Source organism: Lysinibacillus sp. NPDC048646 (assembly GCF_050272295.1).
GTDB lineage: Bacteria > Bacillota > Bacilli > Bacillales_A > Planococcaceae > Lysinibacillus.
Genome location: NZ_JBNNLZ010000015.1, coordinates 85,789 through 109,289, shown reverse-complemented (window position 1 = coordinate 109,289; position 23,501 = coordinate 85,789). Strand labels below are relative to the sequence as shown.

Below are 23,501 nucleotides of genomic sequence, written 5' to 3'. Positions count from 1 at the left end.
GTGATAAGATCTAGTGTCACGGGGACAATTGTTAGTTTGTTCGTTAGCATAAGGAAGCACCTCCTTCAATTGATACGTCTATCGTACCGGAGGTGCCTGGTTATTTATATGCGTTATTTGAATACGGGCTTACATAAGAACTATAAAAATCACACCCATATATCAAGTATTTAACCATAAAGAAAGAGCAGTGAGCTAACGTAGAAAACGTTAACTACTGCTCGTAATTATAGTCCATATAAAATCATTGATGATTAGTTTTTCTTCATTAGTCGTGTTAGTACTTTCGCTGTCATTTACTTTTACGAAAAAAAAGTAAATCACCCCTTTAATACCTTGGCCGGTTGGGAATGATTTACTCTCTCAGTTCCAATCGCCTTTGAAGCGATTTATTTTGTTCGGACTGTACAAGCGTTGCGAGCGCTGTACGGTCCTTTTAATTATCTGTTTTATTAAGTAAATTATACCATATTATTTACAATTTCCAAACGATGTGTATTAAAAAATAATATGCTTATCGTTAAATTTAATACCAATCACTTATTCGTTGTATTTTGCAAGAAAAAAGTGCAGAGAATTGCAACGAAAAATGCAGAGTGTTGCCACCCGATATTTTTACAACTTCTGCGAAAGTGCGTTGGCAAACGGAAGCTTTACCCTGTGTAAGAAATGATGTGGGCGTGGTGAATCAAGCGATCTACCAAACCTCCCGTTAAACGTGAGTCAGTGTATATTCGATTCCACTGACTAAGTTTGTTTTTAGGTCTGTGAAGTCATCTCATCTGTTAATTAATTTCATCGTGAAAATAAAAAGAAAATTAGGATAATCCGTCGAATATATACTCTATAACAACAGGCATTCCACAAATACCGATTACTATGTTATATGTGAATAGTAACCTAGGCCTTTAGTATATTCGATTATCTCATTCTCATTATAAAATTTTATTGTCTTTAATGAATCAAACACTGCTAGCGATAACATATAATTTTCTTTAAACATCATCGATTTCATGGTAATGTCTTGAAAAGCATTGTTAAATCCAGGATAATTTACGACTTGAATGGCTTCATAATTAATATCTCGTTCAATTGAAATGTTATTAAAACTTTCATTTAAACCTTGACCCGTTGCCTTTGTAAGAGATTCCTTAATAGTCCAATGAAAATAGAAATTTTTTAATTTCTCATTCGCACCCATAACATTATGTTTTTTTAGTTCATCAGGAGTTAAGATACTTTGAATTACTTCTTCGTAGGGAAAATCATAATCAATCCATTCAATATCAACTCCTATTTCGTAGTTTTTATAAATACCAATAACTACTATATTTTTTGAGTATGATATTGAAAAGTTAATTTCTCTACAGTTAATTAATGTTGGCTTACCATGATTCCTATCACAATCATTACATTTCCTAGAAATAAGTATGCTTTCTAAAGAAATTCCTGTATAGAGAGATAATAATATTCTCAGCATAGAGGCGGATTTTAGAAATCGATTTTTATCCTTATTGAATTTATAATTCGAATATCTCGTTTTTTCTTCTTTGCTTAATATACTAACTAAATCTGGTGTTACTTCATTTGAATCGAAACACCAAATATGACATTCACCTGACTTAATTTCCAAATTTCACATCCCCTTCTTCTTAAATTGTAAATTTAAGAAGAATCCTGATGCTAACCAGGATTCTTCTTTAAAATTTGTTGTTTAATTTAAAAGTTTGGCAAAGCTAATTATTGTAGGATTACTTATAACATCTTTGATAGTAATATCAGTATTAAAATGTTTGTTAATTTTAAAGGTAAGCTGAATAGCTAATAAAGAATTTCCACCTAGATCATAAAAATTTTCTTCTATGCCCGGGTTATTCATATCTAAGACCTCTCCCCAAATTTGTTGTAGTATCTTTTCATTCTCTGTTGAAGGAGGAGGAGAAGATGGCTGCATATGTGACTTAATATCCCTTAAAGACGGTAAAGATAATTTATCTATTTTTCCATTAGGAGTTATAGGTATCTTCTCTAATTCCTCAATAAACGCTGGAATCATATACCAAGGTAAATACTCAGCTAAAAATTGCTTTATATCTTTATAATCATTTTTACTTAGTGGTTTGTACGCTTGTATATACCCTACAATTACTTTATTGTCCTTTGCTTCCGAATGAACTAATACTACTGCCTTATTAATTAGAGGATGTTTTTTAAGCGCTAACTCTATTTCACCTATCTCAATTCTGAAACCTCTAACTTTAATTTGGCTATCTGCTCTGCCTAATAATTCAACATTTCCATCTTCTAAAAACCTTGCCATGTCTCCTGTTTTATACATATATGATACATTATTTTTGTCCCATTGATTTATAAGGAAATTTCTTTTATTCATTTCTTCATTATTAACATACCCTTTTGAAACCCCTGCGCCACCTATATATAATTCGCCAGGAACATTAATTGGTAACAACTCTTGATTTTCGTCTAGAATTAATAATTGTTGATTCATAAAAGGTTTTCCTATTGGAACAAGTTTCTCTTCATCACTAAATAACTCATTTCTTTCATAGAATGAACTATCAATAGTAGCTTCGGTTAAACCGAATGAATTTATTAGTCTTGTGTTTGGACCCATAAACTTTAGAAAATAATTATATTCACTTGTATACCAACTATCTGATCCGCAAATTACCAATTTCATGAAATCTAATGATTTATTTTCATTATCTAAATAACTAATTAATGTTCGTAGAACAACTGGAACAAATTCAGCAATATCTACCTTTTCATCACTCATTAAATTATAAAGTTTTTTAGAATCCAATAATTGAATCGATTCACATAAAACTAACTTTTTACCCGAACAAAGAGCTCTAACCCAATCTCCGGTGAAAACATCAAATGATAAATTAGCCATTTGTAAATGTGCGTTTGTTTCAGTTAATTTGTAAGCGGCTTTCCACGATTTATACATATTTACCAAATTCCCATGCGTGATCATAACACCTTTTGGTTTACCAGTAGAGCCAGAAGTATAGTTTACATAACATACATCACTAGATTCTATATATGGTAAAGGCATAACTTTATTAGATGTATTTTCTTGAGTTAATTCATCTACAGTAAGTATGTTACACTGATAAATTTTCAGTTTATTAATAACTTCATCATTAGATATTATTAATTCAATATTTGAATCATTTATCATATGCGCAATTCGTTGTTTCGGGTAAGTTGGATCTATGGGAACATAAGCTGCTCCAGCCTTTAATATTCCTAAGAGACCAACAATTAAATCGATAGATTTATTCATTGATAGACCAATGAGGTCATTTTTTTTAACACCCTTACTTATTAAAGAATATGCTAGTAGGTTTGCTTTTCCCTCTAACTCTTGGTAATTAATACTTTGACATCCTGCTCTTACAGCAATGTTAGATGCGTTTTGTTTAGCTGCTTCTTCAAATATTGAAATAATACCGCACCCATTTTCCGGTAATTTTATTTCGTGATTGAATTCATTTATTATCTTATATTTTTCCTCTTCACTAAGTATTTTTATATCACTAAGGAAGGAATTAGCAGCATTAGATAGCTCTACTGCAGCATTTTTTAAATGCTCTAAAATACTACGAACAGAAAATTCCGAATAAACGCTCTCTAAGTAACTGATTTCAAATTCTATTTGTTTACCGGGCTTAACAGTTATGCTCATAGGGTAATTAGTGTGTTCGAGAGAATATCTATTCTTCATCAATAATTCATTTTTCTGTTCTTTATCTTCGTTTATTGAAGGATAGTTCTCAAAAACAAATATCTGATTAAATAGAGGAGAACTATTTTCCATGTCACTCCATTCTTTTATATCAGTAAGTGAAGAATGTTCATATTCTCTTAATTCCCACTGTTTGTTCTGTATAGATTTGAGCCATAATCCTATTTCAGCTTCGTTCCCAACTTTTATTCTTATAGGAAGAGTGTTAATAAATAGACCAACTATATTTTCACTATTAATAATTTCAGTAGATCTACCAGATCCAGTCACTCCAAAAATAATATCATGGTTCTTGCTGTATTTACTTAATACTAGTGCCCAAGAACCTAAACATAAAGTATTTAAAGACACTTTTCTTAACTTTGCTGAGTTGTATAACTTTTGAGATTCTTCTGTTGAAAGTAACAATGATATTGAGTTATTAGTATGAACATTCCCTTCCTTATTTGTTTTTTCTATATTCAACAGAGTTGGTTCCATGATTCCTTCTAACTCTCTAGACCAAAAATCTTTACTTTTATTCTGATTTTCTTTCTCATTTCTCCATGATAGGTAATTACCGTACGATGGTTTTTTGGACTTGTCATAATTCTGATTCCTTTTAAGATCCTTATATATACTCATCAATTCATTTATTATTAGAGTATAAGTCCATCCGTCCATTATGGCGTGGTGATATCCCCAAATCATTTTAGTTAGGTATTCATTATAATTAACCAACTTAATTTTCATTAGTGGTGCACGTAGAAGATCTATGCTCTCTTCCCTATCAATTGCTATTAAATTATTGTAAAATTCATCATTTTCTTGTATTGAATAGTTAGTTCTATCATAAACTTCAATATCAAAAGGAGTATTTTTATTTACTAACAACAATGGTCTTTTGATATTTTCAAAAATGAAATGACTTCTTAATATATCATTTTTATTTATAACAATGTTCCAAGCTTCATTAAATAAAGATATATCAAGTTCCCCATGTAATTCACTACATGATTGAACATAATACATAGATTTTTTTTCATCGTAAAGAGTATGGTATAGCATACCTTCTTGCATAGGACTTGGATTCCAAATATCCTCAATGTTTCCTTGATAAATTTTTTCAATAGATTCTAACTCTGATTGATTTAAAGTGGCTAATGGGAAATCAGATGGTGTATTTTCTGAAACTAACTTATTTTTACAATGACTAATTAGCTTTTCAAGTATATCAATATAATGCGAAGCAATCTTATCAATAGTTTCAAAGCTATGCTTGTTTTTACTGTAAGTCCAATTCATTATTAACTGATCATCTTGAACACTACAGTTTATTTCTATTAAATGTTCACGGAGACCTAGATTGGTTCTATCAGAATTAACATGGTATTTAGAAGGAGTAATAGAATTTTCATTTGTCCCATTTGAAAATCTCCCCATGTAATTAAAACTAATTTCAGCTTTCTGTTTACTATTTAATGCATTTTGAACTTTTTCATCTTCCAAAAGATATCGAGCTAAGCCATAACTCCAACCTTTTTGTGGAACTCTTCTGAGTTGTTCTTTTACACTTTTAATAGCAGCCCCCAAGTCGTTATCAAAGGAGCCTTTTGTTGAAATTTCTAATGGAAAAATACTTGTAAACCAACCTATTGTCCGTGATATGTCAGTAAATGTTGACTGATTTTCTCTACCATGGCCTTCTAGATTTATTAATACGTTACTATTTTTAGTCCAATTTCTCATAACACTAGTCAGAGCTGTTATTAAAATATCGTTAATTTGTGTATTATACTTTTTATGAACTTCACTCAACAATATTTTTGTGGATTTAGCACTCATGACTTTTGATATCATGTCCGCTGATTCTCTCGTATTATTTTTATTATAGTCAGTTGGTATATAGCCAGATTTTCCAGTTAATCCTTCTAGCCAATAGTTGGCTTCCTTTTTTATCTGTGCTGACTGAGCATATTCTTTTAAGTACTCTGCCCATTTTTTAAAAGTAGAAGTTTTTAATAAAGTTGGCGCCATTCCTTCTTTTAAATTGTTATATTCACTGATTAAATCTTCTGTAAATACTCTCCAAGATATCCCATCCATTATTAAATGATGTGCAGTTACAAAAAGTAAATCTTTTTCTTTAGTGTTTCTTTTGAAATAAATACATTTAATAAGAGGTCCATTGTAAATATCAATATCTTCTTGTAATTCTAAAGTCTTTTTAGCAAAAATAGTTTCCTGTTTATCTTTATTTACATTGCTCATATCTAGAGATTGCAATGTAAACTTTTCTTTAGTTTCTTTATAATATTGTTTATGTCCCTCATCCGCTTTTTTAAATCTAATTCTAAATGCATCATGATTATTTATTACTCTTTGTAATGCAATTTCTAGATGTTTTTTATCTACATTTACCTCATATAGTTGAGACATATTAAAATGATTTTTATTAGGTAAATCTTGATAGAAAAACCATTTTTGAATAGGCGTTAGATTTATATCACCCTCTGCTAAATCACTCTGTACTATTTTCTCCCCTTTATAGTGTTGAGATATGTTCGCTAACTTTCTAATAGTTCTATTTTCCAATAGGTGTTTAGGAGAAAGTTTATATCCACTTTTATTTATTTTCGAAATAATTTGAATAGCGAGAATGGAGTCTCCTCCTAGTTCAAAGAAATCATTATCTAACCCTACGACCTCTTTATTAATCCCTAAATATTCACTCCAAATTTCGGCAAACCATAATTGTTTATTGGTATAATTATCAATATTAAAATTTTCTATTTTTGATTCTATAGATGGCTCAGGTAATGCGTCTATATCAATTTTCCCATTAATTTTTAAAGGAAATTTATTAATATTAATAATATAAGAAGGAATCATATAATTCGGAACGGATTCAACTAAATATTCTCTAATAATTTGCGATGGAATATCACTAACAACGTAAGCGATTAGCTGCTTGCCTGAGTTAATAGTCTGTTTAATAGTAACGACAACTTCTTTAATTTCTTTATGTCTTGATAATACATGCTCTATTTCCCCTAACTCTACTCTAAAACCACGGATTTTTACTTGGTTGTCTATTCTTCCTAAAAACTCTATACTTCCATCTTCCAATCTTTGAACTCTATCTCCCGTTTTATAAAGAATTGGATCCTCAAAATTTTCAAATGGATTTTTGATGAATTTTTCTTGGTTTAATTCCTCTCTTTTTAAATAGCCAATCGAAATCCCATCTCCACCTAAATAAAGTTCTCCTGGCACTCTATCTGGTAACAAATTTAAATCCTTATCCAAAACATATAAAGTGGTATTAGAAATTGCTTTCCCGATAGGAAGAGGAGAATTCCAATCTTCATTTTTACTTACTTCGTAAAATGTTGAGAATGTTGTATTTTCAGTCGGTCCATAAACATTCATTAAAATTGTATCGGGAGCTATAACTTTAAATTTTTTTGCAACCGCTAAAGCAATGGCATCTCCACCCGTTAAAAGCTTTTTTAAGCCTTTCATATTATTTATATGATCATCATTAAGTTGTTGAAATAGACCTGCAGTTAGAAAAATTGTTGTTATTTTATGATCTTTAATAAATATAGACAAATCATCTAAAGTTGGTAATTCTGGTGGAAAAATCACTAGCTTACATCCATTTAACAAACTTCCAAATATCTCAAACGTAGATGCATCAAATGATAATGTAGAAAACAATATAAATGCCTCATCTTTGGAAGAATCATGATAATTAGTATTTTTTACAAGTCGTATAATCGATTTGTGCGTTATTTCTACTCCTTTAGGGGTGCCCGTTGAACCAGATGTATACATTACATAAGCTATATCTTCACCAGATGAACTTATATTAGGACGCTGTAAACTTTGAGAGGCTATTTCTCTAGCGTTAAAATCCATATCAATTGTCAATATTTCATCTGATTTATAAGTTAAGCTATTTGAATCTGATAGGATTAAATTCACATCAGAATCTTCTATCATTGATTTAATTCTTTGTTCTGGATAATCAGGATCGATAGGTACATAACAACATCCCACTTTTAAAATAGCTAATATAGCTTCTATAGAATTACTAGATCTTTTTAAGAGCATTCCAATTTTCTGGCCTCTTTTAGCTCCATTTTCTATTAAATAATTAGCTAATTTATTGCTTCGTTCTTCCAATTCTCTATAAGTTAAAGTTCTTTCCTGAGAGTGTAGAGCCGTCATAGCACCATACATATTTACTATATCTAAGAATACATCTTGAACCGATTTCATTCTTGGGAATTCCGTTACATTATGCTGTTTATCTTGAATAGCATTAATTTCATTTTTATCTAAAATGGAGAATGATTTTAGTAATTGTGTTGAATCTTTTAAAATCTCCTGAATAAATCTAACGTAGCTGTCAATAAGAATTTTTATTTTACTCTCTTTAAATAAATCAGAGTTATATTCTACCTTTCCTATCAAGTAGCCTTTTTTCTCAGTCATATTTAATGTAATATCATATTTTGCAGTATCTGTATGAATGTCTAAAATATCATATTTTAAGTCTCTCAATTCTCCAATATTAATAGGGTCATTCTGTAAGACAAACATTGATTGAAAAATTGGTGGATAAGCATCATTCCTATCAGGTTTTACACTCTCTACAACTTTCTCAAAAGGTACTTCTTGATTTTCTAATGCCTCTAGACTAGTATCTTTAACTAATTTTAAAATATCTTCAAAACACATATCTCCATGAATTTTCGATCTTAGAGCAATCGTATTGCCAAAGTAGCCCATTATCTCCTCAAACTCAGTTTTTTCTCGATTAGCTACTGGAATTCCTATTATGATATCTTCTTGATTTGTATATTTATAAAGCATGCTTTTATATGCACCGAGTAAAAACATAAACAGAGTAACATTATAGTTTTGACAATATTCCCTAATATGTCTAAAAGTATCCTTTTCTATCACAAATTCAATTTGCTTACCATTATAAGTTTGTTTTAACTGTCTTGGATAATCCGTCGGTAATTGTAAAATTGGTAGATCTCCACTTAACTTTTTTCTCCAAAATTCAATTTTCCCTTTAAAACTATTCTGTTGCAAAATCTTACGTTGCCATCTGGAAAAATCAGTATATCTACAATCCAACTGAGTCAATGAAGCATTAATATTAATCATTTTTTTGTTATATATTTCTATAAAATCTCTTAGCAAGATACCCGTCGACCATCCATCTGATATTGCATGATGCATTATAAAAACCAAAACACAATGATTATTTTTAAATTTAAAAAGTTTTGTTTTAAATAAAGGACCTTCTTGAAGATTAAACGGTACATTTACCTCTTTTTTAATAACATTTAGAAATTCATTAGAATTCATACTTATATTGCTGAAATCAAATTCATCAATCCCGCTTAATTTTTTAACGTTAGGTGTAACCACTTGATGTGGTTTACCATTAATATTCGGTAACGTTGTTCTTAACGAATCATGACGTTTAACTATTTCTGTTATAGAAGACTGTAAAATTTCTTCGTCTATTTTCCCTTCTATATGTAATGCTGTATTTATATTGTATTGAGAGCTATTATCCAGCTCATTCAATAACCATAAACGTGTTTGGCCAAGAGATGCAAGATCGATATTATCACTTTGCCCAGACATAACCTTTTTTAGAAGTTGTTTCTTCTCTATTTCAGATAAGCTCTTTAATTTTGTCATAATAGCTTCAATCCTCTCTAAGTAGCATTTGTTCTAACAAAAGTTCCATTTCTTCAATAGACAATTCTTCTATATCAAAATTCTTTTCATAATCTTCATTGATATCTAAATCAGAATCAAATTGATTTTCTGGCTGTTTTAATAAACTTTCAATGATTAAAATCATTTCATTAATGCGAGAATTATTAAAAATATCTTTTATTGTCGGCTTTACATTAAATTCATTGGAAATTCTACTAATTAGTTGAGTAATTAATAAAGAATGACCACCAAGTTCAAAAAAATCATCATTCAAACCAATATTGTTTACTGACAGAACATATTCTAATATATTACATAATTTATTTTCATTAACGGTTATAGGAGGAATATAGTTTTGGGTACTAGAATCGATTTCTTTAGGCTCCGGCAATATACTTTTGTCAACTTTTCCATTTTTATTTAATGGTAATTTGTCTAACTCAATAAAAACTGACGGTATTAAAGAAGTTGACAAATATTTTCTGCAATAGTCTTTTATTTCTGAAATCGGTATATCTGAATTTTTCACAAAATACGCTACTAAATAATTCCTGGAATTTCTCTCTTTTTTAATTACTATTGCTTCATCAATTACAGGGTGGCCCAAGATAATATTTGTTATCTCCGCAAGTTCAACTCTAATTCCATTAATCTTTATTTGATCATCAATTCTTCCTAAAATTTCGATTGATCCATCTAAGTTATATCTACCTAAATCTCCTGTATAATATAGATAATCGTCTTCATAACTAGTATGAGGATTTAATTTAAATGTTTCTTTATCAATGTATCCTTTAGTTAGAAAAGGTGTTCTAATTACGATTTCACCAATCTCACCAATACCACACATTAATTGGTTATTCTTTAAGATTAATAATTGAGTATCATTTATTGGAAATCCAATTGGCTGAACAGCGTGTTTTATAACAGTAGGAACTTTATAAAAACTTTTAGCTAAGGTAGTTTCTGATGGACCATAAAGATTTATTATTTCGCCTGAATAAGAATGGTTATTTCTTAGTGTATAAATTATCTTATTAGTTAATGGTTCACCTGCAAAAAATATTAATCTTAAATCTTTTAAATCATATGTTTTATTTTTAAGTATCCAAGAATTAGCAAGTGAAGGGACAGAATGAATGATAGTAATTTTATTTTCTGTAAGCCATTTCATTAAGTACTCCCCGCTCATATCATAAATATCATCAGGGATACATAATTCCGCACCAGATACTAAAGGTAATAAACTGTCTCTTAAGAAAACATCGAAAGAAACATTAGTTAACTGTGCAGCTCGGTCTCCTCTTTTTACATTAAACTCTGTAACTTGCCAGTTCAAAAAATGTGCTAGACTTTTGTGCTTTCCAATTATCCCCTTTGGCTTACCTGTGGTACCTGAAGTAAAATAAATATAGGCAGCATCCTCAGGATCTATATCGAATACGTAATCCAGTTTTACCTTATTCCGATTCTTATTATTTGAATTTCTTTGTATAATTTCCTCTGCAATAAATTCGTGATAGAAAGTTTTTTCACTTATTTTATAACTGTCATTTGTATAAAATATATTTTTGATACCAATCTGAGAGAAAATTTCCTCTCTTTTTTTGATTGGGAGTTTTTTATCAATAGGAACAAATACCATACCTGAACATATAATTGCTAGCATAGAACAAATATATTCCATCGATCTTTCTCCAAATACTCCGATAGCTGTACCTTTTTTTAATTGAGCGGCAGCTATTTCCGATTGTAAAGATGAAATATTTTCGTAAAACGTGCTATACGTCCATTGTTTATCTCCTTGACTTATAGCAATAAAATCACTATTTTGTTTAAAAGTATCATATAATAATTCAGGTAAAAGTTTTTGACAAGGTTCCTGTAATTTCACTGTAGGATCAGGCAAAACATTTTTAACTTCTTCACTTACTAAACGATATTCATATATCTTCATATTTGGATTTTTTAAAATATCTTTTATTAAATATTCAAGTTGCTGTAACAAGACTCCAATCATACTGCTTGAATATTTATTAGATTGATATGAAATTCTTAATTTCATTTCATTTAAACCATCTTCAATGTATAAAGAAATCGGAAATTTTGCATTACCTTCATCAAATTGAATTAATTCAAACTCTTGATTGCTTTCAATATCAGCCATCTCATAATTAACAAAAATATCAAACGGACTTTCTTTAGAAAATTCTTTGTTTCTTGAACATTCCGTAATTTTCTCAAATGGAATATTCGAATTATCATATACTTCTATTAAATTATTTTTGACAATGTCCAATATCTCTTTAAACGTCATTACCTCATCAATTTGAACGTGTAAAACAGTTGTATTTAACAATAAACCTATTAGTTCCTCTGTCTCTGATTTATCCCTATCAGCTATAGGCATCCCAACAACCATATTTTCATTTCTAGTGTATCGTTGAATAAGAACAATGAATGAAGTAAGTATAAACATATATCGCGTAATACCAGTACCTCTGCAAAATAAGTCAATCTTCTCTAAAATTCCCTTTGAAAAATTTTTCTTTACTACCCCATCATTTGATTCTATTTCTAAAGTAGTGGGAAGCTTTATTTCTGTATCAATATTATTGGTTTTACTTTTCCAAAATTCCATTTGCCGTTGAGCATCGGCAGAAGTAATCCATTGATTTTGCCATTCTGAGTAATCCCCATATTGTATTTCTAGCTCAGAAAATGGTATCATCTTACAATTCGATAACGCTTCATATCTTTTTAATAGTTCATTATAAAAAATCTTCAAAGAATGTCCATCAAAAATAATATGATGAAAAACTAAAATCATAATATCTTGTCCATCGCTAAAATTAACTATTTTTGCTCTAAAGCATGGACCATTTTCTAAATCAAATTCTATATTGGAGAAGTTAAATACTATTGATTCCATATTTTTATTGTAAACATCTAAATATTCCACTGTCTTGATATTATAATAGGAGTAAGGATGTATTACTTGAATTAACTCTTCATTATCAATTTCAAATGTAGTCCTAAAAATATCATGGCGTAAAATAATGTCATTAAATGCTTTTTCTAAATAATCTTTTCTAAAATTATTTGGTAGTTTAATTACAAATGGTATATGATATGCCTCTTTTTGCTCAAGTGTTTGATTAAGAAACCACATTCTTTGCTGAGAAAATGACGTTTTAGCAATATACTCTTCTTCATTAGGTATATAAGGTAAGTTAGATGACACTATATTATCCATTTTGTATTCCTCCTATCTTTTAACTCTTTTTTTACGTATAGGTTTAATACTTGTAGTTTCATTCTTCACCTCTCTATATTCTGAATTTTCAATGTATATTGATAGTTTTGAAATAGTTGGATATTTAAATATATCACTTACTTTTAGGTTAATATTTAGTTGTTCTCTCAATGCAGCAATAACCTTTATTGCTAATAAAGAGTGACCTCCTATATCAAAAAAATCATCATGTATACTGATATATTCAATATCAAGAACATTTCTCCATATTTTCAATACATTTTCTTCTAATATCGTTGTAACCGCAGCCACTTCAGATTCTTCATAATTCCAGTTTGGATCTGGTAATTTTTTAATATCTACTTTTAGATTTACTGTTAGTGGTAACGATTCTAATCGAATAATTTTACTTGGTACCATGTATTCTGGAAGGTGTTCTCTTAAAATACTTTTTAGATTTTCAGATTTATTAGCAGTCTTATCAACAACGTACGCTATCAAACGTTCACTATTTAAATTATCTTTTGAAGAGAGCACTTTTGCTTCGCTCATTCCTGCATATTCAATAAGTATTTTCTCTATCTCTATAGGTTCAATTCTATGCCCTCTAACTTTTATTTGATCATCATTTCTTCCGATATATACCATATTTCCGTCATCTAAATAATAACCAATATCACCCGTTTTATAAATTCTTTGGTTATTGTTGGAAAATGGGTTATCTAGAAATTTCTCTTTAGTAAGTTCGGGCTTATTAAGATACCCTTTGGCAATACCTTTACCTGCAATATATATCTCCCCTAATACTCCTACAGGAACAGGACGCATATATTTATTTAGTATATAAACTTGTGTGTTATTAATTGGTTTTCCAATTGGTATTATGCTATCTTGTCGATTAATATAGTCTTTTTTCACTTCATAAGTAGTGCATCCTACAGTCGCTTCAGTAGGACCATACTCATTAATAAACGTATTCCTCGAAGAAGCTAGTAGCCATGGTTTAATCGTCTCGTAGGTTAAAGCTTCTCCGCCTAAAATCCATTTATCGCAATAATGGGATACTTCTTTAATATCTAAGTCGTACTCAAGCATTTTTAAATGAGAAGGTGTTAATTTTGTGAAACTTACTTTTCTAATGTTAATTTGATTGCTTAAATTATTAATTTCTTTAGATGGACTCATGAATACTGTTTTCCCTTGGGCTAAAGGGACTAGTAAACTTGTAAGAGTTAAATCAAATCCTATGGAGCTATGGAGAATAGCTCCTTCTCCTGCGTTACCATAGTTAGTTACTGCATGTTGTATATAGTTACCAAAATTTCCGTGACTAATCATCACTCCTTTTGGTTGTCCTGTAGATCCTGAGGTATAAATTGTATAAGCAGTACTTTGCAGTGTTATTTTTTCATTTTCAGTACTCTTATTAATTTCTTCTGATAATAATTCATTAGTAGAATAGATATTGATATTTATATCTGATAAATCTTCATATAAACCATTATCGCCTATTATTACAGTCTGTATTTGGGCATCTTCCACAATGTAACGAATTCTTTCCTTTCCTAGAATAGTATCAATCGGAACAAAGGAAGCCCCTAATTTCCATGTAGCAAGTATACAACTTAGTAAATTTAACTCTCTATCCATATAAATACCTATTACATCTTCAGAATTTACTCCTTTCTCCATTAGCGAAGCCGCAATAGTATTTGATTTATCAAATAACTGTTGATACGTATATTTTGAATTCCCATCTACTACAGAAAATGCATTAGGCTTTTTATAAACGTGCTCCTTAAAAAGCTCATAAATGTGTTTGATATCTTCTTTACTATCTTTTCCTTTACTCAAATCATTTATTATATAAAGTAATTCTTCTTTAGACATATAACTACAATCTTCTAAATTGTTATCAAGATTACTGATTATATTAAGTATTAGCGTTTGATAATGTTGTAATAATCGTTGAGCATTCTGATCTGATAGATAGTAACTATCGTACTTTATTTTTAAATGCCAATTATTTTTCCTGTCAGGAGTAACAATAATTGATATTGGGTAATGAGAATTTTCTCTTGTCTCATCATTTAGAATTATTAGGTCCTCCCAGTTTCCTTTAGATAGTTTGGGATATTTTTCAAAAACCAATATGCTGTTAAATATATTTTCCTTTTGATTTATTTCACTAAGTTGTTTTAAGGATATGGGAGATATATGCTGATGCTGTTGAATGCTATGTGATATTTTTTGAATATTCTTCAAATATTCCAATGTTGTTGATTTCTTAAAATCCACTCTAATTGGTAATGTGTTTATAAACATGCCAATTCTATGTTCAAATCCATCTAAGTCAGCTGTTCTTCCGGAAAATGTTGAACCAAAAACCACTTCTTCAGCACTAGTATAATTATGGAGTAATAACCCCCATGCTCCTTGAAGAATGGAGTTAATAGAAAGGTGGTTTTTCTTACTAATATCTTCAATATTCTCAACCAACTCATTGTTTAACCTTATTACTCTTTCAGTTTTTTCTATATTTTCTTTTGTGTCATGATTATAGAAAAATTGAATAGGATTTGGCGTATCAAACCCTCGTAAATTTTCCTTCCAAAAAAGTTCATCTGCTAATAGATTTTTTTGATTTAACCAATCAACATATTCATCGAAAGATTCTCCACCGTTTTTATTTAGTTTTCTGTCATTTTTTAAAAGGTTATAGGTTTCCATTATTTCTTCAAATAGCAATTCTAAACTCCATCCATCTAAAATAATATGATGGTGAGTAAAAACTAATTTATATTTATTTTCATTCAAATGAATAAGAGACCATTTTAGAGGTGGTTCTTTGCTCAAATCTGAAATTTCAGATTTGTCATTATTGATAATTTCTTCTATTGAATTAATATCTATCTCTTCTTTTAAAAAGTGTTCTTTCCAAGATAGATTAATTTTTTTATGAGTAATTCTTAAAGGTTCAGAAAGTTTGTCCCACTGAAAAGTACTTCTTAAAATATCATGTTTTTCTTGAACAACGATAATACTTTCTTTTAAATCATTTACATTTAATTTCCCCTCAAAATCAAGTATTTTTTGTACGATATAATATTTTTTTTCAGGTTCATAAATAGTATGAAATAGCATCCCTTCTTGAACTGGAGACAATTTTGATATTGATTCTATATTTTCCATAAAAACACTCCTCTATTTATATAAACTATAAATTTTATTTAAGTCTTCTTCTTTTAAATTAGAATCTTTAATTTTCTCTATATCTTGTTTTTTGGACAAATCTTTTAACAATTTATTAAGTTCATTCAGATAAATATTAGCAATGCTTTCAATTATACTTTCCTCAAGATTTTGTTCATAATATTCAAATCTAACTTCCAAACATCCGTTAATAACCTTGGCCACCACATCTAAAATATAATCACTATTTTCTGTTACACTTGTATCACTTAAAGGAACATCGTTATTAATTTTGAAAATAGATTTATTATTGCCGTTATCAAATTGTCCTAAATAATTAAATTTCATTTTTGGTTTAGCTAGGCTCTTTAACAGTGACTGCGTATTTTCATCTGAGAAATCTCTTAAAATACCGAATCCCACACCTTTATGTGGTATTTCGTTTAGCTTGTCACTTATTATTGTTAATACATCAATATTCGATTTATTTTCTAAATTATTTATTGTAAAACTAACAGGAAAAATGCTTGTAAACCAACCAATCGTTCTAGATAAATCGGCAGTACCATCGATATTCTCTCTTCCATGTCCCTCTAAATCTATCAGAAGGTACTTCTCATTAGTCCAATTATTTAAAGCTAAGTATAAGGGTGTTAATAATAATTCGTTTATTTTAAATTGCCCTGTTCTTAATGAATCTTTTAAAAGTTTACGAGTGGAAACTGGACTTAATTTTACTATTACATCTGCTCGTTTCATCGGTCCGTTATTAGAAGCTAATGGAACATTCATTTCATTAGCAACAAACTTTTCAGTCCAATAGTATTTATCTATATCCAATTGTTGCGCATGGAAAAAGTCTTGTTGTTTCTTAGCCCATTCTTTGTATGACGTTGTTTTTTCTGGTAAGATAACCTCTTGATCATTAATTAATTGATTATAAACTTGCGTTAGATCTTCTATGAAAATTCTCCAAGATACTCCATCCATAATTAAATGGTGAAATACCAATATTAATTTATTAGATTGAGCGGGTGATAATTTTATAAATAATGCTTTTAGTAAATTTTCTTCCAAATTTAAGCTGGATTGAACTTCAATTAGATCCTTTTGTATTTCTTCGTTTTGCTCATTAATACTTAATCTTGCATAATCTTTTACTTCAAATAATAAATCAATATTTTCTTCTATTTTTGGAACGTACTCGTTTTTTCGTTTGTAAAACCTAGTTCGAAGAACATCATGATGATGTATAATTTTCTGTAAAGATTTCTCTACTGCTGCGATATTTATATTAGCTGGTGTATCTAATATTAAAGACATATTCCAGTGTTCTGGTTTTTTCAAATCCTTATTAAAGAACCAATTTTGGATTGGCGTTTTAGATATTTCTCCAGTAATTTGATTTTGACTGATCTCAAAGTGAATTGTTTTTTTGCTAGTATCTATATTCTCTATAGTTCTTTTCTCTAGTAAATCATTCAACTCAAGGTGAATTCCTTCTTTTTTAGCCTTGGCGACGATCAGCAAAGCTAAAATAGAATCTCCGCCTAATTCAAAGAAATCATCATATATATTTACTTTTGGTATGTCTAATACGTCACTCCATATATTACAAAGGACTTCATTTTTTGAAGGTGCCTCATAATATTTTTCCTTACTCTGTTCAATAATAACAGGACTAGAATTCATCAATTTTTTCCTGTCTAATTTCCCATTATGGGTATTAGGCCATTCATCTAAAATATTAAAAATAGAAGGAATCATATAATGCGCAAGAGACTGACTTAATTGACCTCTAATATATTCAGAACTCAACTGAGCTTTTTTATTTTTTAGAATATGAGCAACTAATTTTTTTCCACTATTACTCTCTTTTGTCATAACTACAGCATCTTGAATATCAGAAATATTTCTAAGAGCCATTTCAATTTCGGTTAACTCAATTCGATTTCCTCTTATCTTAACTTGCTTATCATTTCTTCCAATATATTCTATATGATTATCCAAAGTTAGCCGAGCTAAGTCTCCAGTTTTATATAATTTCTTAGACGATATAACAGAGAATGGATTATCGATAAAAGATTTAGCAGTAAGTTCTTGTTTGTTTAGGTATCCTTTTGCTAAACCAACGCCTGCTAAGTAAAGCTCCCCTGTTACACCTTTTGGTTCTGGAGTAAGCTCTGAATTTAAAATTAAAGTTTGCATGTTGCTTATTGGGTTACCAATAGGAACATAGTTAAAATTATCGTAACTATGGCAAGTCCAATGAGTTACGTCTATAGCTGCTTCTGTAGGCCCATAAAGATTATGGAGTTCACTATTTAGCGTTTGATGGAATTTTCTTTGCTGATTTTTTGTTAATTCCTCCCCACTACAGAAAACTCTCTTTAAAGTTATACAAGTTCCAATTTCCTCGTTTTCTAAAAAAGCATTCAGCATGGAGGGCACAAAATGCACAGTTGTAACAGCTTCCGTTTTAATAGTATTTATTAAATATTGGCTATCTTTATGGCCCTCAGGCTTTGAAAAAACAACTTTTGCCCCAGTTATTAAAGGTAAAAATAGCTCCCAAACTGATACATCAAAACTAAATGGAGTCTTTTGGAGAATAATATCTTTAGAATCAATTCCATAATATTCTCCCATCCATATTAATCTGTTTGCTACCGCACCATGTTGAACCATTACTCCTTTAGGATCTCCAGTAGAGCCTGAAGTGTAAATAACATACATTAAATCTTCAATATTTATCAGCAAATCAAGATTAGAAATTGGCTCATTACTGTAATCAATAGTGTCAATTCGTAGAGCATCAACCTCTAAATTGTTATAATTCCAATTTTTGTTTATTAAAATAATTGAAGCTTTTGTATCATCTAATATATAGTTAATTTTAGTTTCTGGTAGGCTAGGATCTATGGGTACATAGACAGCTCCTGCCTTTAATATAGAAAGTAGACCTATAATCATTTCAAGAGATCTTTCAACACTTATCGCAACAAAATCACCTATCCCAACCCCATTTTTTTTAAGATATCTTGCCAACTGATTAGACTTTTCATTTAGTTCTTTATATGTTAATGTTTCTCCCTCGTATTTTGCAGCGATCAAGTTAGGTGTTTTCGCAGCTTGTTTTTCAAATAAGGAATGAATGCATGATTTTTCATAATTCTTGTAAGTGTTATTAAAGTTTATAAAAATATCATTACGTTCTTCTTCTGTTAAAAAGTCTATTTTATCTATTGGTATACTATAATTTGTCTCAAATTTTTTTATTATTTCAGACAAATGATTCGATAATTGTTTTGCAAATTCTTCTCTAATAAAATTACTATATAAATTCGGTCTTTCATTAGTTATATACAAGAATCTTTTCGCTTCTAACAAAGGGTCCTTTTGGAAGAATCCTACGAAATAACTTTTTTCCTTTTTCATTTCTTTAATAAAGTCTTCTTTAGATATATCTGTTTTGTTATACATTAAATCACTAGTAATTTTATTAAAAATATCCTTAAGGGACATTAGCTTTTCAATAGTTATTTTAATTAGTGATAATTCAGAAACGTTTTTCTCATTTTCGCATACAATGACTATATCCTTTTGTTTTGTATATCTGTAAATCAAAGCAATCCAAGCAGTTAGAATTGCATTATTATTCATTTTTTCCTTATCAAGAGAAATTTCCTCTTTTGATTTAAAATTAGAAATAAAGTTAGTTGAGAACTCCGGAAATGGGAACTCATTTAAAATTTTATTCACAATTTTCTCTCCCTTTCAAAATAGAATAAATGGTAATAATAAACATAAATACATTCATAAATAACATTTAACAAAAAATTACATCGAATGTAACTCTAATATGATACATATTTTTACATTTGTCAATCGACATATTTACCAAAAATTTCATATAAAAGTATCCATATTTACAAAATTACTTTTTTTTGGTAATATAGTTAAATAAAATTAACTGGTTAAAAAGGGGATTAAAAATGAAAACAATTAAAATAATCCAAACATATGAACAATTAAAAGCAATAAGTGACCCCTTACGCACAAAAATACTTATGTATTTAGTAGAGAGACCTTTTACATGTCACCAATTGGCTGAAGAATTAAACTTAACTCGTGCTAAAATCCTATATCATTTACGCGAACTTGAAAAACATGGTTTTATTAAACTGGTAAAAAAAGTCGAACAAGGAGGGAACCTTCTTAAATATTACCAAGCGGTTGCAAGAGGCTTTATTCCAGCAGATAATCTATTGAATTTCGTAGAATCTCAAGAAGCTACTCGACAATCCTATTTAGAAGTATTAAATCGAGCAAAAACTCGGGTATTGACAGCTCCTAATTCATCATTTGAAATCAATTCTTCAGAAGTTAAAGAATGGGATAGTTTATCATTACAAAGTGAAGTTTCAGTGACTAAGGAAAAATTTTTGGAATTTACAAAGAAATATAGAGAATTGATAAATGAACTTGTAACGAATGACGAAATAGCAGAAAAAAATAATTACTATGTCATGATTACTGCCTTTAAAATTGATGAGTTCATTTTTTCTGAAAAATCATAAACTTATAGAGGTGTTAGTATGGAAAGTAAAGGTATATCATTAATCTCCAAAAAATTGATAAAACCCGAAAAACCTATTAATCCAAATGATCGTTTACTTCTTAATAGATCTTTCCTTTTTCTTTGGCTTTCAAGTACTTTCTCTTTTCTTGCTCTATCAACTTATCTTTTTGCTGAACAATGGTACATTGTAAGAGTATTAAAACAAGAGGCTGTATTAGGAATTGTATTGATGGTTACAATGATTCCTAGAATATTTTTAATGACCATTGGTGGAGTATGGGCAGACAGAATAAAACGTTCGAGGATAATGTTATTTTCAAGTTTAACTAGATGTATTTTAGTTCTTATCATGATATTGTTTTTACAATTAAGCTGGTTACAGATATGGCCTTTAATTTGTTTTGCCGTACTCTTTGGATGCGTTGATGCTTTCTTTTCTCCAGCTAATTCCTCTCTATTACCTATAGTAGTTTCAAAAAATCTACTCACAAGAGCTAATTCGTTCATTCAAAGTTCTAATCAAATTGCAATGTTTTCTGGTCCTATGATTGGCGGGCTAATTATAACACTTTCTGCTTCTTTCAAAGTTCTTTTTTTAATAGTAGCAGTTTTCCTATTTATCACATTTATATTTTCATTGTTTATTAGAGAAAATCAACCAGAAATAAAAATAAATAATTCACACCAAACCTCTACTAAATTAGAGTTCAAAGAAGGCTTGAATTATGTTTGGAACATGCCTTTTTTGAAAAATATGATCGTTATTTTAATAATTATTAATTTTTTCTTTTTTGGCCCTTTATTAATTGGCATACCTCTTCTAGTAAATAATGTTCTCTCTGGCGAAGCCATCGACCTTAGCATTCTTCAAGGATCATATCAAATTGGGATGTTGTTAGGTGCTTTATTAATTGGCATCTTAAACCTTACTAAAAGAAAAGGATTGGTTATACTTATTCTGATTAGCCTTCTCGGCATAGCTCTAGCCACTTTAGGTCAGATTAATTCTGTATGGCAAGGTGTAATTTTATTATTATTAATGGGTATTTTTTCCTCTGTGATTAATGTATTATTAATATCATCAATACAAGAGAACAGCCACGAAGATAAAATAGGGCGTGTGATGAGTATTGTCAATGCTTCATCTAACGGACTAGTTCCATTATCCTACGCATTTGTTTCATTATCACTATTCATAAACCTATCTATTTCGCTTTTGATGTTGTTTTGTGGAATTTTAATTTGGATTATATCGATACTATATATTTTTAAATCAAAAGTAATTAAGTATTATGACTAATGTTATGGTTTAATTCTTCACATATTTTCTTTACAGGAAAAAACATACGATTTACTTCATAAAAAAATTACATTCCCACTCATTTTTCTAACGATTTTTCACTAATTTTGAGAGAAAAATGGCGTCTAAATCATCTTTTAGAAATCTCCTCAATTCCTTATCATCCTCAATCACATAACGACGAGAATAGTTAGTTAAAAAGTAAGTATAGAATGCATGGAAAAAAATGAAATCGAGTAGGAGGCTAATCATTATTTGATTAGCCGACCTCTCACAACACCACCGTACTTACGGTCCCATATGCGGCGGTTCAATCTCTTAAGTAGCGGAACTCATAAAGTTGGGTTAGGTCTTTCAATCCCCACTTTGTGAGCTTTTCATTTGTTAATGCTCGATGTTTAATCTCACTTCTCGATAGTCGCCAATATCCTTTCCTTGAATGTGCTGCTTTCATCGCATTATCATGGTCGATTCCGTACTGACGTAGTTTCGTGTACCTTGTTTTCGGTTGCTTCCATCATTTTCTTAATTTATCTTTGAATCGTTGTTTAGCGGATTTACTCGGTCGGCATCCAACTTTCCCTTTAAGTGCCCCTTCGTATTATAAGGTCAGCCAGGGAAAAATCTGATTGACCTTATAATACGAACGAGTTGAAGAAGGATTTACTAAGGAACGAAACATGAAGACCAAGTTAACCTACAAATGAGTAGTTAACTTGGTCTTTATGTTTTAATAGCAACAATCATACGAAAACAGCCAAATAATTTAAATGCCAAACCGAGCTGATAACCGGTGTCTAACTGTTCTATAAAAGTGAATGTTGCGAATAGACATTAAGCTAATTGACGGCTTTTTGGTTATATTCAATCCACTTTTCCATTTCTCGCTCCACTGCTCGATTTTGCCACTCAACCAAATACCTGAACATTCGCTACAATGACCGTCTACTCCACTATCTTGTGTAGAAAAGTGTAGAAACTTTTCATTTTCTATCCTTTTCTAACGGATTCTCAAAAAAAGGAAAAGCGCCTCAAACCCTTGATATTAAAGGTTTTGAAGCGCTTTTCAGTTGGTTCAAACTTATTCTATCTGAACCTTGATACGTCCCAGGAGGGATTCGAACCCCCGACCGACGGCTTAGAAGGCCGTTGCTCTATCCTGCTGAGCTACTGAGACATGTTGACTTCCCTATGAAATTCATATGAAAGGACAATATTTATTATATGTTCTTTCTAACATAATGTCAACATGAATTTTACTATGAAGGGAAGGATTACCTTGCTTCTACTGTTTACCTATTCATTATATGAGTTCAACTCTCACTTTATTCCATCTGCCTATAGTTATTCTCCCTTAAAACAACAATACTTTTGCTACAATGAGTAAAAGCAAAAGGTTATTACTGGCGGTGCGCAAGGGATTGGTAAAGACCATATACGGAGGCCTATGTAGCAACATCTATCTGGTCGTGTGAGCATACCTGAAGATATCGCACTAGCCTGTCTTTATTTGACGAACCCAACAAATAGTTTTGTTACAGGTATTAACCTTACCGTCGATGGTAGCATGACAAAGAAAATGCTCTATGAAGAATAACTAAAAATGCTCCTGATAAAGTTTAAAGAAACGTTCGTTCACACTTGGAGGTATCACCGAGTATTC

At 30.0% G+C, this 23,501-nt stretch carries 7 protein-coding genes, 1 tRNA gene and 2 pseudogenes; 3 read left to right on the top strand and 7 right to left on the bottom strand.

The window, feature by feature from the left end; genetic code table 11:
• Nucleotides 1–653: 653 nt before the first annotated feature.
• From ACQKII_RS16140 to ACQKII_RS16115, 6 genes and pseudogenes are all read right to left on the bottom strand, one after another.
• Nucleotides 654–755: pseudogene (locus ACQKII_RS16140) on the bottom strand (ATP-binding protein); the annotation flags it as partial.
• Between the two features lie 122 nt (nt 756–877).
• Nucleotides 878–1,633 carry a 4'-phosphopantetheinyl transferase family protein gene (locus ACQKII_RS16135; protein ID WP_427460911.1) on the bottom strand — a complete coding sequence of 252 codons (756 nt, stop codon included), beginning with the start codon at nt 1,631–1,633 and terminating at the stop codon, nt 878–880.
• 81 nt (nt 1,634–1,714) lie between these two features.
• On the bottom strand, nt 1,715–9,487 hold the full coding sequence (locus ACQKII_RS16130) for an amino acid adenylation domain-containing protein (RefSeq protein WP_427460909.1): 7,773 nt from the start codon (nt 9,485–9,487) through the stop codon (nt 1,715–1,717).
• A gap of 7 nt (nt 9,488–9,494) precedes the next feature.
• Nucleotides 9,495–12,764, bottom strand: coding sequence for a condensation domain-containing protein (locus ACQKII_RS16125; protein WP_427460907.1), 3,270 nt, complete (start codon nt 12,762–12,764; stop codon nt 9,495–9,497).
• 12 nt (nt 12,765–12,776) lie between these two features.
• Nucleotides 12,777–15,956: an amino acid adenylation domain-containing protein gene (locus ACQKII_RS16120; RefSeq protein WP_427460905.1), complete on the bottom strand. Its 3,180-nt coding sequence runs from the start codon at nt 15,954–15,956 to the stop codon at nt 12,777–12,779.
• Nucleotides 15,957–15,968: 12 nt separating this feature from the next.
• Nucleotides 15,969–19,718: an amino acid adenylation domain-containing protein gene (locus ACQKII_RS16115; protein ID WP_427460903.1), complete on the bottom strand. Its 3,750-nt coding sequence runs from the start codon at nt 19,716–19,718 to the stop codon at nt 15,969–15,971.
• A gap of 233 nt (nt 19,719–19,951) precedes the next feature.
• Here ACQKII_RS16115 and ACQKII_RS16110 point away from each other — a divergent pair, with 233 nt between their 5' ends.
• Nucleotides 19,952–20,536 carry an ArsR/SmtB family transcription factor gene (locus tag ACQKII_RS16110; RefSeq protein WP_427460901.1) on the top strand — a complete coding sequence of 195 codons (585 nt, stop codon included), beginning with the start codon at nt 19,952–19,954 and terminating at the stop codon, nt 20,534–20,536.
• An 18-nt stretch (nt 20,537–20,554) separates the two neighbouring features.
• The gene (locus ACQKII_RS16105; protein WP_427460899.1) at nt 20,555–21,838 is read left to right on the top strand and encodes an MFS transporter; all 1,284 of its coding nucleotides are present in this window, start codon (nt 20,555–20,557) and stop codon (nt 21,836–21,838) included.
• A gap of 1,103 nt (nt 21,839–22,941) precedes the next feature.
• Here the strand turns inward: ACQKII_RS16105 and ACQKII_RS16100 are convergent.
• Nucleotides 22,942–23,015: transfer RNA gene (locus ACQKII_RS16100), tRNA-Arg, on the bottom strand.
• A 276-nt stretch (nt 23,016–23,291) separates the two neighbouring features.
• On the opposite strand from ACQKII_RS16100, the pseudogene ACQKII_RS16095 reads away from it, so the two are divergent.
• Nucleotides 23,292–23,435, top strand: a pseudogene (locus tag ACQKII_RS16095) (3-ketoacyl-ACP reductase); the annotation flags it as partial.
• Nucleotides 23,436–23,501 lie beyond the last annotated feature (66 nt).